The sequence below is a fragment of the Pseudomonas libanensis genome, assembly GCF_001439685.1.
In the GTDB taxonomy this organism is placed as follows: Bacteria; Pseudomonadota; Gammaproteobacteria; order Pseudomonadales; family Pseudomonadaceae; genus Aquipseudomonas; species Aquipseudomonas libanensis.
Genome location: NZ_JYLH01000021.1, coordinates 38,589 through 55,042, shown reverse-complemented (window position 1 = coordinate 55,042; position 16,454 = coordinate 38,589). Strand labels below are relative to the sequence as shown.

11 protein-coding genes and 1 pseudogene are annotated in these 16,454 nt (G+C 58.8%); 4 read left to right on the top strand and 8 right to left on the bottom strand.

Annotation, left to right across the window (positions count from 1 at the left end):
- The first annotated feature begins 17 nt into the window (after positions 1 to 17).
- The 3 genes from TU73_RS25275 (at position 18) to codA (ending at position 3,221) form a co-directional block, all read left to right on the top strand.
- Positions 18 to 467: a GNAT family N-acetyltransferase gene (locus TU73_RS25275; protein WP_057014483.1), complete on the top strand. Its 450-nt coding sequence runs from the start codon at positions 18 to 20 to the stop codon at positions 465 to 467.
- 184 nt (positions 468 to 651) lie between these two features.
- The gene (gene codB / locus TU73_RS25270; protein WP_057014482.1) at positions 652 to 1,920 is read left to right on the top strand and encodes a cytosine permease; all 1,269 of its coding nucleotides are present in this window, start codon (positions 652 to 654) and stop codon (positions 1,918 to 1,920) included.
- Positions 1,921 to 1,970: 50 nt separating this feature from the next.
- Complete coding sequence (codA, locus tag TU73_RS25265) at positions 1,971 to 3,221, top strand: cytosine deaminase (RefSeq protein WP_057014481.1); 1,251 nt, start codon at positions 1,971 to 1,973, stop codon at positions 3,219 to 3,221.
- Here codA and TU73_RS25260 read toward each other — a convergent pair.
- The 5 genes and pseudogenes from TU73_RS25260 to TU73_RS28740 form a co-directional block, all read right to left on the bottom strand.
- Positions 3,218 to 5,368: a lipase family protein gene (locus TU73_RS25260; protein ID WP_057014480.1), complete on the bottom strand. Its 2,151-nt coding sequence runs from the start codon at positions 5,366 to 5,368 to the stop codon at positions 3,218 to 3,220. The genes codA and TU73_RS25260 overlap by 4 nt on opposite strands.
- Before the next feature lie 11 nt (positions 5,369 to 5,379).
- Complete coding sequence (locus tag TU73_RS25255) at positions 5,380 to 6,141, bottom strand: hypothetical protein (protein WP_057014479.1); 762 nt, start codon at positions 6,139 to 6,141, stop codon at positions 5,380 to 5,382.
- Between the two features lie 4 nt (positions 6,142 to 6,145).
- Positions 6,146 to 6,982 carry a DUF4123 domain-containing protein gene (locus TU73_RS25250; RefSeq protein ID WP_057014478.1) on the bottom strand — a complete coding sequence of 279 codons (837 nt, stop codon included), beginning with the start codon at positions 6,980 to 6,982 and terminating at the stop codon, positions 6,146 to 6,148.
- Positions 6,982 to 8,988: a type VI secretion system Vgr family protein gene (locus TU73_RS25245; protein WP_057014477.1), complete on the bottom strand. Its 2,007-nt coding sequence runs from the start codon at positions 8,986 to 8,988 to the stop codon at positions 6,982 to 6,984. Before TU73_RS25245 ends, TU73_RS25250 begins: the two co-directional genes overlap by 1 nt.
- 299 nt (positions 8,989 to 9,287) lie before the next feature.
- Positions 9,288 to 9,747: pseudogene (locus TU73_RS28740) on the bottom strand (diaminopimelate epimerase); the annotation flags it as partial.
- 255 nt (positions 9,748 to 10,002) lie between these two features.
- Here TU73_RS28740 and TU73_RS25240 point away from each other — a divergent pair.
- Positions 10,003 to 11,154, top strand: a complete 1,152-nt coding sequence (locus tag TU73_RS25240; protein ID WP_057014476.1) for an MFS transporter — start codon at positions 10,003 to 10,005, stop codon at positions 11,152 to 11,154.
- 9 nt (positions 11,155 to 11,163) lie between these two features.
- Here the strand turns inward: TU73_RS25240 and TU73_RS29245 are convergent, their stop codons facing one another.
- The 3 genes from TU73_RS29245 to TU73_RS25220 form a co-directional block, all read right to left on the bottom strand.
- Entirely contained in the window at positions 11,164 to 12,012 is an 849-nt protein-coding gene (locus tag TU73_RS29245; RefSeq protein ID WP_244887702.1) for a type III secretion protein, read from the bottom strand.
- A 698-nt stretch (positions 12,013 to 12,710) separates the two neighbouring features.
- Positions 12,711 to 13,754: a type III secretion effector protein gene (locus tag TU73_RS29240; RefSeq protein ID WP_173668890.1), complete on the bottom strand. Its 1,044-nt coding sequence runs from the start codon at positions 13,752 to 13,754 to the stop codon at positions 12,711 to 12,713.
- 250 nt (positions 13,755 to 14,004) lie between these two features.
- Positions 14,005 to 16,410 carry a TonB-dependent siderophore receptor gene (locus TU73_RS25220; RefSeq protein ID WP_057014475.1) on the bottom strand — a complete coding sequence of 802 codons (2,406 nt, stop codon included), beginning with the start codon at positions 16,408 to 16,410 and terminating at the stop codon, positions 14,005 to 14,007.
- Positions 16,411 to 16,454 lie beyond the last annotated feature (44 nt).

Sequence of the window (16,454 nt, the reverse complement as noted above, 5' to 3'; positions counted from 1 at the left end):
CAGAGGAGTTCATTGCAATGATGCGCCCCGCCACTGTCGATGATGTTGCTGCCATTGAGGCCATCGCCCAGGCTGCTTACTCGCCTTACATCTCGCGCATCGGCCGCAAACCCGCGCCGATGCTGGAAGACTATCGCCAACGGATCGAGGCCGGTGGCGTACATGTGTTGGACCATGCGGGGCAGGTGCAAGGCTTTATCGTCCTGCTCGATACCGACACTGGCCTGCTGCTGGATAACCTGGCCGTGGCACCGGATGCCCAAGGCCTGGGGCTAGGGCGCGTGCTGATGGATTTCGCCGAGCAACAAGCAGCCGACTCTGGCTACACGCACATCTACCTGTACACCAATGAGGCCATGACCGAGAACATCGCGCTATACGCTCGTCGAGGGTATGCACAAACCCATAGGGCCGTGGAAAACGGTCTGCGCCGGGTGTACATGAGCAAATTTCTACAGGCGATTTAACAGGTCCAACTTGTGTCACTTGCTGCACCGTTTTCGCGCTTGACCGGCAACCCGGGCATGACCTTCTCGGCGACGCTTCCTGGTTTGACTATAAATACGCTGCACAACCCCGGGCGCATCACTGCCTCTGACTTGGCACGCACGCTGCAACAGGCCTGCGTCACTCATTCAGGGAGCAACCCACATGACGCAGCAGGAACCAGGCAACGATTACCCCCTCAGCGAAGTCCCCTTGCATGCGCGCAAGGGCCTGGCATCCACGGCCATGGTGCTGCTGGGCTTCACGTTTTTTACTGCGACCATGTTTGCCGGCGGCAAGCTTGGGGTGGCGTTCAGTTTCACCGAGATGCTCGGCGTCGTGGCCCTGGGTAACCTGTTGCTGGGTATCTACGCCGCAGGTTTGGGTTACATCGCCTTCAAGAGCGGCTTGAACTCGGTGTTGATGGGGCGTTTCTGCTTTGGCGAAGTCGGCAGCAAGCTCAGTGACTTGATCCTGGGCTTTACTCAGATTGGCTGGTATGCCTGGGGTACTGCCACGGCGGCCGTGGTATTGGGCAAGTATTTCGAATTGAGCCAGGGCAGCGTGCTGGGGTTGATGGTGGTGTTTGGCTTGCTGTTCTGCGCCACGGCCTACGTAGGGTATCGCGGGCTGGAAATCCTGTCCTATATCGCCGTGCCGGCCATGGGCATATTGCTGGTGCTGTCGATGTGGGTGGCGACCGTGAAAGTCGGCGGCCTGGATGGCCTGCTGGCGGTGGTGCCAACCGGTGAACTGGACTTATCCACGGCGATCACCCTGGTGTTCGGCACCTTTGTCAGCGGTGCGACCCAAGCCACCAACTGGACGCGCTTTTCACGCTCGGCCAAGGTCGCGGTGCTGGCCAGCCTGATCGGCTTTTTTATCGGCAATGGCCTGATGGTGCTGATCGGCGCCTATGGCGCCATCGTCTATCAGCAACCGGATGTGGTGGAGGTTTTGCTGCTGCAGGGTTTCGCCATGGCGGCGATGGCCATGTTGCTGCTCAACATCTGGAGTACCCAGGACAACACCATCTACAATTTTGCCGTCGCCGGCTGCAACCTGCTGCGCACCCGTCGCCGCAAGACCGTGACCCTGGCCGGTGCGGTGATCGGCACCCTGCTCGCCTTGCTCGGCATGTATGACATGCTGGTGCCATACCTGATCCTGCTGGGCACGGTGATCCCGCCGATTGGCGGGGTAATCATGGCGGACTTCTTCTATCGCTATCGTGGCCAATACCCACGCCTGGCGCAAGCCCGCCTGCCGGCGTTCAACTGGCCCGGTCTGGTAGCGTATGGCGTGGGCACCGTGCTGGCGTTCAACTCGCCATGGGTCGCACCACTGGTGGGGATTGTTGCCGCGTCGCTGACCTATATGCTGCTCAGCGCCATACTACGTGCCATGACCGCCTGGACATCGGTATCGCCCTGAGTATCAGGCGGCTGTCTGCCTGATTGTTTTTAGCCAAGAGGAACTTGACCATGCACATCATCAATGCCCGCCTGCGCAACCGTGAAGGCCTGCATGATCTGCACCTGGAACACGGCCGGATCGCCAGCATTACTGCGCAAACCGGGATGCCGGCACTCACGAGCGGCGACCTGGATGCCGCCGGTAACCTGGTAATTCCGCCCTTCGTAGAACCCCACATCCACCTCGACGCCACCCTCACCGCCGGGGAACCGCGCTGGAATATGAGCGGCACGCTGTTTGAAGGCATCGAGTGCTGGGGTGAGCGCAAGGCCACTATTACCCTGGAAGACACCAAGGCCCGCGCCAAAAAAACCATCCAGGCCCTCGCCGCCCACGGCATCCAGCATGTGCGCACCCATGTCGACGTCACAGACCCGGACCTCACTGCACTCAAGGCCCTGCTGGAAGTGCGTGAAGAAAGCTCGCACCTGGTCGACCTGCAAATCGTCGCCTTCCCCCAGGAAGGCATTGAGTCGTTCCGCAATGGCCGCGAACTGATGGAAGAAGCCGTTCGCCTGGGCGCCGACGTGATCGGCGGTATCCCCCACTTCGAATACACCCGCGACCAAGGGGTCAGTTCGGTGAAATTCCTCATGGACCTGGCCGAGCGCACGGGCTGCCTGGTGGACGTGCACTGTGACGAAACCGACGACCCGCATTCACGCTTCCTCGAAGTCCTCGCCGAGGAAGCCCGCAGCCGCGACATGGGCGCGCGGGTCACCGCCAGCCACACCACGGCCATGGGTTCCTACGACAACGCTTACTGCGCCAAACTGTTCCGTCTGCTGGGGCATTCAGGCATCAGCTTTGTCTCCTGCCCCACCGAAAGCATCCATCTGCAAGGCCGCTTCGACAGCTTCCCGAAACGCCGGGGCGTCACCCGTGTCAACGAACTGCTTGAGGCCGGCATGAACGTGTGCTTCGGCCAGGACTCCATCGTTGATCCCTGGTACCCCCTGGGCAACGGCAATATCCTGCGGGTCCTGGAAGCCGGCCTGCACATCTGCCATATGCTCGGCTACCGTAACCTGCAAAGTGCCCTTGACCTGGTGACCGACAACAGTGCCAAGGCCATGGCCCTGGGTGACCGATATGGGCTGCATGCCGGTCGCCCCGCCAACCTGCTGATCCTGTCCGCCGACACTGACTATGAGGTCATTCGCAGCCAGGGCCTGCCGCTGTACTCGATCCGCAACGGCAAGGTGCTGATGAAACGGCAGCCGGCGCAGGTGGAGTTTTTATATAACCCGGCTGGCTAGACGATTGAGTCGATGTCCAGCGTTTGCGCTTTTCCCTGATCATGGTGTGCAGGCGGCGCAATGCTGGCAAATTGGGCAAACTCGCGGCTTTCAGGGTGACCGAACCAACGTTCGAGGCTCGATTGCAGGTGCGCAGACTGTGCTTGGCTGCCGTAGACATCGCGAGCTTCAAGGCGACGCCAGCGCAGGGTTGCCAGGCGCTCGCGGCTGGTGTGCAAGCGGTCGATCTCGGCGTTCAAGGCATCGGTAGGCTCATAGCTGCGATCATTGGCTGGACGCTGGCGGGCAAGTTCACGCCGTTTGGCTCTCAATTGCTCGCGCATGTCTTCGAGGGCGCGGTCGAGCAGCTCAAACTCCCTCAAGGTCACCAGGGGGCCTTGACGATCCAGGGCTTGCTGCCAGCGTCGCAGTGTGGCCCAGGCTGCAGGGATGTAGCTGATGGTCATGAAGTGTTGGCCGGCCTGAAAAAGCTGCCGCAGCAGATTGTCACGGTCGGGCATATCGCCCTGGAGTTGCAATGCGCGATGACAGCCCGCCTCCTGGATGGACTCACAGCCAGGTTTCCATAGCACTGAAGAATGGGTGCCGTCCGGGAGCGTGATCGGCATGAAGTGATGTTGCTCACCGTGATGTTGATAGGGATTGCCGCCCACCCGTACCAGCCCGGCGGCGAACAATAGGCCTCCGGGTGCAGGGGCACTGAATAATGTGATGGCCCCGGGGATCCAGAGTTTGGCGGTGGTGTTCATCCAACGCGCCGGAACGCTGGGGACGGGGTCGTTGTGGTTGACGATGCGGTGGTGGACCAGGGATGAGGCGCCGGCGATGAACTCGGAGTCGGCGGCGCGAGGGGCGCCGTAGGTGTAGAGGAGAATGTTGTAGCTAGCCTCCGGGGTTCGGCGCAGTCCTTCAGCCAACAGCAATGCAATAGCGCCGCCAAGGCTGTGGCCACAAATCACAATACGCTGGCCAATGTGGAATTGGTCAAGGTATTGCAATACGAAATCACGGATAGCCCGGTAAGCCTGGTAGAAGCCCTCGTGGACTTTACCAACGCCGTCGACGAAAGCCACTTGATGGGCGTCCGCGTCACGTAGCGCATCAGCACCGCTGACGGTTCCTCGCACGGAAATCAGGATGACCTCGTCGTGGTGAGTGATGAACGCCTGGGTGTCAGTGCCAAATTTTTCGTCATCGAAAAAATGCAGGCGTGCGGGGTGTTCCTGTTCTTCCTTCAGTTCCGGGCGATTTTGGGGATATAAGTCGGGATCGAAAGGCAGGATTTCGAAACGCTGGGAGTATGGGACGTCTTCATAGAGCGGATAGAAACGTTGCGTTTGCTTCGGATCGATTTGCCAGGCTTCGTGATACACCGAAAGCTGTTCAGCGAACAGATTTCCAACGCTTGGATTCAACGGAAACCGGACCTCCTTTACGGGGTTTTCTCGAGGGACTTGCCCAAATTCGCAATAACTCAACGCAGCAAACAATCCCAGCTGAAACACATTCAGGGCACAGATGTTGTCTTCGATAGATAGCATTGGGCGCAAGGCCCGCAACGGTCGTACCTCGAGAATGGTGTGCTTGTTTGGAAACAGCACGATACCCGTTAATGTTGGCTCGGGTGGGCCGAATCCCAGCTCGGCCATCATTTTCAATGCATGACGTTTGGGGCGATGGGTACGAGGCGTTATCGGAGGCAAGTGGGCGACATGTCGAACCAGATCTCTGACTTCGACTTGATAGAACCGGTCAGCTTGTAGTTGAGCAGGATTGGCTTCAACACGACGCCCATTGGACGTAGAAAATTTAGTCTGCTCTGCCCGAACTTGAAGCTCGCTGATAGGAAGTTGATAAGCCGGCCGCATCATTAACCGGCGATATGGCTGTTCTGCTCCTGAATAAAGTTCGTCAAAAACAAGAACCACGGGACCGCTATAAATATCTTGTAACTTGGCGCCCCCCTCTCCGTTCAATCTACCTTTGTACTGCTGCCCTGCACTGTCGTGAACGGTATACGGCAGACCGCCATACATCGTTCCTACTCCGACTTCGTCGACTAAGCAAAAGCTCACCCACTGCCCTCGTAATGAGCAAGCTGGCGTGCTATCACTGAAAAATGATCGCTTCCTTGCGTCCGTGCACATGACTCACTCCTTCATTCACACGATGGATAGATATCGCAGATGCGACCGTCCGGCATTTTTATAGGTTTAAAATCAGTCGTGTTGCCGTTGCAGTAGGCATCCCGATCGGAGAAGTCCTTTCCTTTACAGCGTTTCCACCCTCCTGGAACAGTTACCCAGTTATCGTCAAAAGCGGGTCTCTCCTCATCAGTCAAAGTCAGCACCATCCTCAGGGTTTTTCCTGGGAGTTCGTCTCGTTGCGCGTATCCACCTACTCGTGTTTTTTGCAGTTTTCCCTCCGCATTAACCGAACGGCACTGGAGAATTTTCCTGATCCCGTGAAGAGGGCCTACAGTCCGAAACAACCATTGACACTGGCCCGAAAAATCCTGCGCACCTGACTCCCGCATCCCGGGCATATCCAGATAATCTCTGATAGAGATATTGGCAATATCCCCACCCACATCCGTACTCCGCTTTCCCCACTTCGCATAAAAATCAAACTCCAAACTACGCAGCACCAACGGACACCCCTCTACCGTTTCAGTCAGCGGCAACTCATAACTCACCCTGCTCGCTGCAGGTTTGTAGTCTGTAAAAAAGACTTTCCGCTCTGGTCTCTTGCCCCGGCGTCTCGGCAAGACACAGGTTTCACCCGTTGCAGGTCGATAATTAGCTGCCGTCTTAAGTTCGAACTGCGGCGGCAAATCCACCTCCAACGTAAAATGCTCTACCCCCTTCCCCGTACACCCCGAAAACCCTACGCCCCCGACCGCAAGCAACCCCACTTTCATCCATCTATTCACCCTTCCCCTCCTCCCTGCGCCACTGCTCCACCACCCGTTCAAAATGCGCCCCTGGCGCCTCGCCTACCCTCGGTTGCCAATGGACAACACTGCTGCGGGTCGCCTCCTCCAACCGACGCACCACCAAAAACTCCAACTGCTCAGGCGTTTGCCATTGCCAGGTGCGCGCCTGCTCCAGTACCTGGGCCAGCCAGATCCTCGGGTCTTGGAATTCAACCAATGCCGCCAAGTCTTCGCTGTGCTCGGCCAACAGGTAGCGCAGGATATTGGCGTGCAGAATCGCTTCGGCCTGGGGATTGGGTGCACGCAGCCAAGGTGACGGGTCGGGTACCGGATAGTCGCCTGGTGCGGGGTTCTCGGCCTGGCACCAACGGCCTTCGTGCCAATAGCACACGCTGATGAGCGGCCCGAGGTAGTCCGGCCAATGCGCTTTCGATAAATGGGCCAAGGCACGACCTAGGGTGCGGTTGTCGTGAATGCGATAAAGCACCTGCTGGCCCTTGGGCCCCAGCAGCAATCGCGCGCGCCAATGTCGCGTCACATCATTCAAATCGGCAGCAGGCAAACTGCCCATCCACCCCCAATTCGACTCGGGGTGTTGCAGCAGCTCGACCAATGCAGGTTCCTGCATCTGCTCCAGCAACACTATGACCGGGCCTGAGCTCGCTAACTGCGCCGCATCGGTCTCGCTGTAGAGTTCGCAATAGCGCAATAGGCTGCACCCTGCCAACAGGGGCTGGCGAGCCGTGTTATGGCCTTCCAGCATCAGGCACAGCGCGTACCCTCTCTGCCGCTGTTGAGCCATCCATCGATTGGGCAAGCTGTCCATCAAGCCGCCCTCCCCGCGATATCGCAGCCGCCTTCTCGGCAGCCTTCACACAGGGGGCAAAAATCCGCGCCCAGTTGCTTGGCCAAGTCCATGATGATGCCTTGCACCGCGGAAAATGGCGCGGCAACCCGCCCAGAGCCCACCGGATGGGATGCCGACGGTGTGCCGCCAAGGCTGATGGTGCGGCTGCTGAAAATACTGCCGGCTTGAATCACCAGGTGCTCTCCACCCGCCTTCAGGCTCAGTTTCGCACCCGCATCGATTACCAGGCTGGCACCTGCCTGGAGATGAACCTGCTGGCCGGCTTCGATCACCATGGTCTGGCCCACTCGGGTCAGGCTATCGCCCTGCACGTCAAGGTGGTCATGTGCCTTGAGCGTTACCTTGCGATCACCGTCGACGTGGCGATGCTCCTCGCTTTCCAGCCGGAGCGTGCTCACCCCCCGAATGATTTCATGCCTCTGCCCGGCTACTTCCAGGCGGCTGTCACGGCCCACCTGTTGTTCCAGGTCGCGTTGTGCGCGCAGGTAGATCAGTTCTTCGCCGCGCCTGTCTTCAAGGTGCAACTCGTTGGCCCCTGCTCCGTGTGGATAACTGCGGCTACGCAGTACGCTGCGCGTCTTGTGCTGCGGCAAAGGGTAGGCGGGCAGGTGCAGCGCGTTAGGCAGGCAACCGCTGACCAGGGGTTGGTCGGGGTCGCCCTCCAGGAAGCTCACCAGCACTTCCATGCCCACCCGTGGAATGACCATGGCGCCAAACCCATCCCCCGCCCAACCGGACGCCACCCGCAGCCAACAGCTGCTGGTATCGTCAGGTTTGTCCAGGCGATCCCAATGAAAGCGCACCTTCACACGGCCATAGGCATCGCAATGGATGTCCTCACCCGCAGGCCCGGTCACCGTCGCGGTTTGGCTGCCACTGATCGTCGGCTTGGGGTGCTTGAGCGGCGGTCGATGCACTGCGCTCCAAGGTGTCGCAGTGAAGCGGTTGCGATAGCCTTGAAACCTGTCGACTCCAAATGCGGCCTCCTCCAAAACCTGCGGTTGGTAGCCCTCATGACGCACTGAAGTCAGTAGCCACAAGTCGTTGCAGACTGGATCGGGGTGATCGCACAGCTCGAGAAAGTGACCACTGCATAACGCCGGTTGATCGCTCTTGCCCAATACTCGATGACGATCACGCTGATGGCGCTCCAGGCTGCGTCGCGCCAGTTGCGCCCCCCGTGCACAACCGGTGAACCCGGCGGGGTAGCCATAGTCTTCCAAAGGGTCTGTAGCTCCGGCCTGGGCTTGCAGGTGTAGCGAAGGATGCTCAAAGTCGAAGTCACGGCGTACGGTGCGTTGACTACGGGTTTGCAGGCGCCGGTCGAAACGCTGGACGACCCGGGCCTCGAGCGCCGGATCAGGCGATGAACAATAACGCTGCACCGGTAACCGTCGAAACACGGTTTGGTCATCACCAAACACCAGCAGATGATTGTCCGCACTGTGGCGAAAATGGAAGTGAATGCCCTCCTCTTCACACAGTCGCTGAATGAAGTGCAGGTCGGACTCCATGTATTGCACGCAGAATGCCCGCGGGGGATACACCACCGGCCCGAGCTCGAAGGTATAGGCATCGGCGAGAATACCGTGGTGCTCAAGGATCGTCGCTATGATCTGCGGCACGTTGCGCTGCTGGAAAATCCGCTGGTCGCGGCGATGGGCAAGCCATGCAAGGCGGGGGGCCAGCGTCAGGTGATAACGGGTAAACCGAAGACCGGTGTCATCCCGGCCGATGGCGTAGACCTGTCCATGCAGGCCTGTATCCACCTCGCCGAAGTCCAGATAGGCGGGTTGACGAAGCAAGGCCTCCAGGTCAAGGGAAGGGTCTTCGCTGATCAACTGCATGTGAATGAAGTACGGCTGGTCGAGGGCTTCGTGACCTTTGAAGGCCAAAACCTGGAAGTCCGTATTAATTCCTGTAAGAAACAATTTAAACCGTGAGGAAGAAAACGCGTGAACCATCCTTTGTTACCCGCCATCAACTTTTTCGATTGAATTACCCTTCCTCGCCAACCCTTAATGGCTTGCGAAAAAAAGCACCTGAACACGTTAAAGCTTAGCGATTTCGGCAGCGTTTCGGATGTTAAAAAACAAAAGAGAAGTTTCGTACGTCGAGATTGGAAGTATCTTTTAAAAAATGCGACACCTTGCAAAACAATGCTGGCTAATATCAAGAAAGTTCTTACTTTGACTTGCACATTCACAGCTAATAATTCAGGAAACAGCTGACGTCGGATTAAGCCGTGCGGGGTTTCACAGGTTCAGGTTATTAGTCGGGCGGCCCCAAACAGACTGACACTCAACAGGTTCCCGGCCTCCGCCTGCAAATGCACTGGAGCCGTACCACCCGGCATCACCACGGCGACCTCTCCAGCCTCCACCCAACCCGCTCGCCACGCGGCACAAGCCACGGCGCAGGCGCTGGTGCCCGAAGACGCGGTAGGCCCTTCACCTCGCTCAAATACACGGGCAATGACGCGATTGCCGGAGTCCCGAGCAGCCCACTGCAGGTTGACCCCACCGACACAGGGTTGGCCGCCACCTGCCGGGGGGGGCAAAGGCAATGCTCTGTAACCGGTTGAACAGCCCTGGCTGATGCATCGTATCGTTAGCTGGCAAGGCGCACGCCTGCGCCAGTAACGTCACGCAATGGGGGTTGCCCACCCGCACAAACTGACTGCGCCGCCATTGAGGATCAATCGCGGCCAGGGCTGCCACATGGCGGTAATCCGCTGCAGGAAACCTGAGGTTCAACCACGCTCACAGGGATTACACACTTTTCAGGCCACCTCTTACAGGCACGATAACGTCTGTGTGGTTTGCAAGCGTCAACGCGTTGCGTGTTCGTTAAATAATGCTCTCGATCCGCATGTTTTTACCCCGCACGCGAAGGGAACCCTGCTCGCTCGAAAAGGCCTGATGTGCAAGGATGTCACGCCGGACATCGTTCGCTGAACGCAAAACCAAGGATTCTTCATGACTGCCATTCTCACTCCAGCCCCCGTGGTTCCCGGGCGGTTGGAACAAATGTCCACCCGTATCGCTTTTTTTATCGCCGGTTTTGGAATTGCCGCGTGGGCGCCCTTGGTGCCGTATGCCAAGGCGCGCGCGAACCTGAACGAAGGCACGCTTGGTCTATTGCTGTTGTGCCTGGGGGTGGGTTCGATCATCGCAATGCCGGCGGCGGGCGCGCTGGCGTCTCGCTACGGTTGCCGGCGCGTGCTTACCGCCGGAACGCTGATGATCTGCCTGGCCTTGCCGATGCTGGCCACTGTCAGTTCGATCCCGTTACTGATCGCCGGGCTGTTCCTGTTTGGCGCGGGCCTGGGCACCGTGGACTCCACCGTGAATCTGCAAGCCGTCATCGTTGAGCGCGCCAGTGGCAAAACCATGATGTCAGGGTTTCATGGCCTCTTCAGCCTGGGTGGCATTGTCGGCGCGGCAGGGGTTTCCGGTTTGCTGGGGCTGGGCCTGTCGCCACTGCAGGCGACCCTGGTGGTGGTCATTATCATGGCCGTTGCGCTGTTCAAGGCCGCACCGCATCTGTTGCCGTATGGCAGTGAAAGCTCAGGTCCTGCATTTGCAGTGCCCCACGGAGTGGTGCTGTTTATCGGCTGCCTGTGTTTTATCGTGTTTCTGGCTGAGGGTGCCGTGCTGGATTGGAGTGCGGTATTCCTGAGTGCTGAGCGTGGCCTGGATGAGGCCTACGCCGGTCTTGGCTACGCGGCATTTGCCTTGACCATGACCGCTGGGCGCCTGACCGGTGATGCCATTGTCCGACGCCTGGGCGCCACGCGAGTGATCGTGATCGGTGGCGCGCTGGCGTGTGCCGGCTTGCTCCTGGCGACATTATTGCCGGCTTGGGAAACAGCGTTGCTCGGGTACGCATTGGTGGGTGCCGGATGTTCGAATATCGTGCCGGTGCTGTACACCGCCGTCGGTAGACAAAAGGTCATGCCTGAACATATTGCAGTGCCGGCCATCACCACCCTGGGTTACGCCGGTATTCTCGCCGGCCCCGCCATGATCGGCTTTATCGCCCACGGCAGCAGCTTGAGTACCGCTTTCGTGCTGATTGCGGTGTTGCTGGCGGCAGTCGCTATCAGCGGCAGAATTCTCAAGGTGTAGGCCACGGCGTCAACGTGCTTTGCGAGCTTTGTGCTGCTCCTGCCAACGTTCGAGGTTTTTGTTGCACAGGTGGTCTTCTACATGCGGCGGGCCAAACAGGCGTGGAGTATTCGCATGCTTCAGCGCAGGTAGCAGACCCGGCCGCTCAAAAATGTTCTTCATCGTGTAGACGCACAGTTCGCTGTACTTGGACCTGGGCATCCCGGTGGACGGGTCCAGCACCGGGTTACCCTGTTGATCAACCTCATACGGATCCAGCAAAACTTCCCTGAGCTTGGCGATGTCGACGTACTGGTGCTGTTCGAAAAGAAAGGTCCGATCCTTGGTTTTATCTCTCAAGTGCTCGAACTGCCCTTGCAGCGCCTCCACTACTTCAGCGTTGCCCTGGGCATGAAAGGGATCCTGGCTGAAGACGCTTGGGGAGCTGTTGCCCTGCAACGTCTGGGCCGCCGCCCTGAGACTATCTCGCGTGATATCACCGTCACGACTGAAGATCGTATCGCTTAGTCGCGGGCGCTCGATAATTTCCCGAACGACCTGAATCGCGCCGTCCAACTCCTCGTTTTTTCCGGTGGGCTCAGCGGCGATCCGTTGCAGTGAAAACCAAGTCAAACGCCCGTCATTCAGATACGAATGCAGCAGCCCGAAGGCTTTCTCCAGGGCACTCGCCAACTGCTTGTCCGTGGAGTTGGGGCCCGGCAGGGAAAACTGCGCCCGTTGCGGGGGGAAGTTCTGCAAGTTTCGATGACGCAGGACAGACAATGTTCCGCGCAACAGGAAGGGCTTGCGAGGCCCAACAGACGCAGGCCCGGAGGGCGTTTCACTCCAGGCTCCAGCGTCGTCGACCGGTGGCGCCATGGGTTGCGTGACTGGTCCACCAGGGGCGTGAGACCGCCCGGGAGGTAGTACACCATCGATTGACATGGGTTTTCTCCAACTCTTTGAGATGCATATCCGCTTGGTGATCGGCTCGGTGACGACCAAAATCAACGAATGAAATCCACTCGGACAAGCACCTCATGTGTGGTTGGATGAACCCGGCAGTTCCTTACGGACAACGAATACCAATGACAATATGTAAAACCGCAACCAACGATGCTCAACCCAATTTGCGCCTGCGCCACCAGCTCGCGAGGGTGTGAATCAGCCCGACATTTTTTATCGACTCGGCCCCCTCTGCGCAGGCCTGTCCGTGCGCAAGCATGCCCCTGGAAAAGTCATCCGAAACGGGCGCCTGGAATTGTCGCTGACCGGCAAAAGCCTTCATGCGCAGGGCTTGGGCCGCATGTTCCTTTGCAGGGGTGTGCAGGCCTCGCGTTGCTGCGCCCTCCTCTGATACCGCAAGTTTCGCGTCCTGGGTGCTGTGCAAGAGTTCAAGGCGCTGGGATGGGGGGGAGTTAAACGAGGTTGAAGTCATGAGTTTGCCCTCACTCGGAATCTGAAAAGCGGCGGGTGAATCACTACTGTAGGTATCAGCTATGTGGCAAATGAGTGTAATCCGTTCCTCGAACAATTGAGTCAGGCGCCGCATTCGCCGTGCAGCGCCTGTAGGTTGGTCATTTGGACAATAGGACCAATGCTCTCCAATTGATCTTTCCGTCCCCGTCCGTACTGGCGAGGTCATCCATCAGCTTGAGCAGGTTACTTCGCTTGATTACTGCCTGGGCCAACTGGATAAGGTGGTCCTTTTCAGCGTCGCCTGTGAAAGGCTGGCGGGCGAGCTTTTTCAGGTCGCGAATTCTAAGGTCTGGCCCCCAGGGCCAGCCCTTCAATTCGTCAAAGTGCTCGAGCATCTCAGCGGCCAACTCCTTGTCAGACTTGTACTTGAAGTAGTTTTCGCCCTTGATGACCGCGTTCACGTTCTGAAAGTCGATGAGATTATCCAATGCACCGGTAGAAGTGTGTCGATCAAGCGCCGACATCAGTTCCGGACGCCGCAGCAGCTCATTGGCCAAGCGAATGTTCTCCCGCATGGAGGGGTTAGGCGACCACCCTCTTCTCGCCATCGCAAGGATGCTGTCAACACTGATATACCCTGGATTCCTGGGGTCCCTGAAGGCATGGAAACTGTCGCGCAATTGCGCTGCCAACTCTTCATTGTTCTTCAGCGAGTATTGCGGATCTGGCCTGCCAGGCGCGACCGGATAGGGCCTTTCTCCGTCGGTAGGGTCTGGTCGTGGTGGCGGGTTGCTCGCCCCGGGATTCGGCCTTGGCGGCGGATTGCTGTTACCTGGGTTCGGCCTTGGTGGTGGACCGCCGCAGCCTGGATACGGAGGCGGCCGATGTCCGGAAAACCATTGGTTCATCCACTGTTTGAACTGGCTCAGGAAATCCTGCATTGCAGGAGCGTGATGATGATGGTGGTGGCGGCCTGAAACATCTGCGCCAGTGGTGGCCGCCTGATGGTTGCCGAACACTGGACCGGCTTTACTTTCCCCGGATTGAAAATTTACATTGGCGGAACTCTGGCCTTTGAAAGAAGGCGCAGCAGGCGCTTCACGAGTGTTCTTGACCTCGGGCTTGGCAGTGGCATTGGCCTGCGAAGGATCAGAGGTTGATGAGGTAGAGACGGGGGATGGATCCAACATCGGTACCGACATGCGTTTCTCCATTACAGTGGGCGCGATTTTCAGCTTGTCGCTCCAACGTAGTGTCGAAGCCCATCAGCTTTCCCATGTGTGGTTTTTTGTCGGAATCAGTTCCTGTGCCAGCAACAATATGTGCTGAGCGAGTGTAGGAAACAGATCGAGCAGGCAATGGCCTTTGCTGCTGCCTCGGCAACGTCGCGGCGCGCCTGGGCAGGCAAAAAAATCGCAACCCTTGAGTTGCGATTTTTCTATCAACTGAATATCAGAAACCGACGCTTGCCTGGACGAAGAACGTACGCGGCTCACCCAGGTATATCCCGGCGTTGTTGTCGCTGGAGCGCGTGTAATGCTGCTGGTCGAAGACGTTCTTTACGCCCACGCCCAGCTTGAGGTTCGACAATTGCGCGCCAAAGTCATAGCCGCTGCGCAGGTTGACGGAGACATAACCTGGGATATCGCCATATTGGCCATCGTCGGTGCCCTGGGTAATGTAGGTGGTGCCGGTACCTGGCGCGCGCTGCTTGGATTGCGCATAGACATCGAGGTTATGGGTCCAGTGGTTGACGTCGTAGCGCAGGCCCAACGTCGCCACTTCACGGGAGTACAGCGGCAGGTCGCGGCCCTTGAACGGTACATCACCTTCGGAGGTGGCCTTGGTATAGGTGAAGCCAGCGTTAGCCGTCAGCCCGTCAAGGCGCGGGTCGAGATTGGACAGGTCGTAGTGGGCCGAGGCTTCGACACCGGCGTGCTTGGTGGCGCCGAGGTTGGTCCAGCCTACATCGTTGCTGACGTATTGCAGCTCATCCGAGAAGTCGATGTAGAACAGTGTCACTTCGCCGCCCCAGACGCTGTCGTTGTAGCGCGTTCCGATCTCGTAAGTCTTGGCTTTTTCCGGGTTAAGGCCATTGGCGGTCTGGTTGCCGGTGCCGCCCTGGCCCAGCTGGAAATACTGCAGGCTGCCGAAGGAAGTTTCGTAATTGGCGAACAGTTTCCAGGCGTCAGAGACGTGGTACATCACGCTCAGGGCCGGCAAGGGTTCGTTGTTGTGGATCTCGCGGCGTTTTTCCTCGGTACGCTTGCCGTTCAAGGCCACGACGGGGCGGTCATGCCATTCGGTGCGGATATCTTCAAAGCGGATGCCCGGGGTGATGGTCCATTTGCCAATATCGATTTTGTTGTCGATGTAGAAGGCGTTGGCTTCGGTGCCACCGGTGCGATCCTGATAGACATGGCCATCGCTCTGCCCGCCCGGCGTCGGCACGTTGTTGACCAGGTTCAGGCTGGTGGCTTGCTCGTGCATGCCTTCCTTGAGGTAGCGGTAGCCAACGCTGACTTCCTGGGTGCTCGGGCCCAGGTCAAACACATGGGACACCCGCGGCTCGATACCAAATGTGTAGTAGGTGCGCGGGTAGGAACTGAGGGTTTTCAAATCACGGTTGGCGATGTTGCTGCCACGGAAGCTGTCGGAATAGTAGGTCAGCACTTCGGCCTGGGTGCGATCATCGATCTGGCGGATGTACTTGAAGGACACGTCCTTGCGGCGACCGCTGAAGTTGTCCCAGTCGCGCACCGACTGATACGGGTTGGCGTCGAACTGTTGCTGGGTCAGGCCGCCGGGCATGTCGGCGCTGGCGTCGTAGTAATGGAAGTTCAGCGAGAAGTCGTCTTGATCGGTCGGCGCCCAGTGGGTCTTGAAGATCACGTCGTCGATATCGTTGGAATTATTGCTGTGGCGATAGCCGTTGCCGTTGACCCCGGAGTACAGCAATGCAGCGCCGATGCCGTTGTCTGCCGTGCCGCCAATAAAGGCGTTCTCCACATGCTTCCAGCCACCATGGGCGGAGGTCTGCAGGGTAGTGCCGACCTCACCGGAGAATTTCTCCGGAATTGCGCGGGTCACGAAGTTGATCACACCCCCCACGTTCTGTGGCCCATAACGTACGGAGCCGGCCCCGCGGACAACGTCGATGCTTTCCAGGTTACCGGCAGAAATCGGCGCCATCGACAGTTGCGGCTGGCCGTACGGGGCGAAGGCCGCCGGTACCCCGTCGATCAGCACGGTGGAGCGCGGCGACAGGCGTGAGGTCAAGCCGCGTACACCGACGTTGAGGGAAATATCGCTGCCGCCGGTGCCGTTGGCTTCCTGCACCTGCACGCCAGGCACGCGGCGCAGTACGTCACCGACGTTCATCGCGCCCTGCTCCACCATGGCTTCGCGGCGCACCACGGTACGCGCCCCCGGATGGTTTTGCACCACGGCGGCATCGGCATCGCCGAGCCAGTCGCCCACCACCTTGATATCGGTGACTCCCAGCTCCAGCGGTGAACCCGCTTCACCGGTGCCGTTGCTCACCGGGCGCAGGGTCACGGAACCGGCGTCGATCTGGTAATCCAGCCCACTGCCCTGCAGCAGTTGGCGCAGGGCTTGTTCGGGCGAGAGGTCGCCATCCACCGCCGGGGCTTGCTTGCCGGCCACCATGTCGGGGCTGAAGAACACTTGCAGCGAAGTCTGCTGGCCCAATTGGCTAAGCGCAGCACCCAGTGACTGGGCGCGGATATGTATGCCATCGGCCGCGTAGGCTGCAGGCAGCGCGGTGCTGACCGCAATGGCCAGGGCCAGGGGCGCCCAGCGGGAGATTTTATTATTGTGGATGGCGAGTTTTTTCACGTCGAACCTAGCCCTGTGATCGCAAAAGTGTGCGACTGTTAATG

What these genes read in the sequence shown, in the direction of transcription:
- TU73_RS25275 (WP_057014483.1), top strand. Translation starts at nt 18, where the DNA reads ATGATGCGCCCCGCCACTGTCGATGATGTTGCTGCCATTGAGGCCATC.
- codB (WP_057014482.1), top strand. Translation starts at nt 652, where the DNA reads ATGACGCAGCAGGAACCAGGCAACGATTACCCCCTCAGCGAAGTCCCC.
- codA (WP_057014481.1), top strand. Translation starts at nt 1,971, where the DNA reads ATGCACATCATCAATGCCCGCCTGCGCAACCGTGAAGGCCTGCATGAT.
- TU73_RS25260 (WP_057014480.1), bottom strand. Translation starts at nt 5,368, where the DNA reads ATGTGCACGGACGCAAGGAAGCGATCATTTTTCAGTGATAGCACGCCA.
- TU73_RS25255 (WP_057014479.1), bottom strand. Translation starts at nt 6,141, where the DNA reads ATGAAAGTGGGGTTGCTTGCGGTCGGGGGCGTAGGGTTTTCGGGGTGT.
- TU73_RS25250 (WP_057014478.1), bottom strand. Translation starts at nt 6,982, where the DNA reads ATGGACAGCTTGCCCAATCGATGGATGGCTCAACAGCGGCAGAGAGGG.
- TU73_RS25245 (WP_057014477.1), bottom strand. Translation starts at nt 8,988, where the DNA reads ATGGTTCACGCGTTTTCTTCCTCACGGTTTAAATTGTTTCTTACAGGA.
- TU73_RS25240 (WP_057014476.1), top strand. Translation starts at nt 10,003, where the DNA reads ATGACTGCCATTCTCACTCCAGCCCCCGTGGTTCCCGGGCGGTTGGAA.
- TU73_RS29245 (WP_244887702.1), bottom strand. Translation starts at nt 12,012, where the DNA reads ATGGCGCCACCGGTCGACGACGCTGGAGCCTGGAGTGAAACGCCCTCC.
- TU73_RS29240 (WP_173668890.1), bottom strand. Translation starts at nt 13,754, where the DNA reads ATGTCGGTACCGATGTTGGATCCATCCCCCGTCTCTACCTCATCAACC.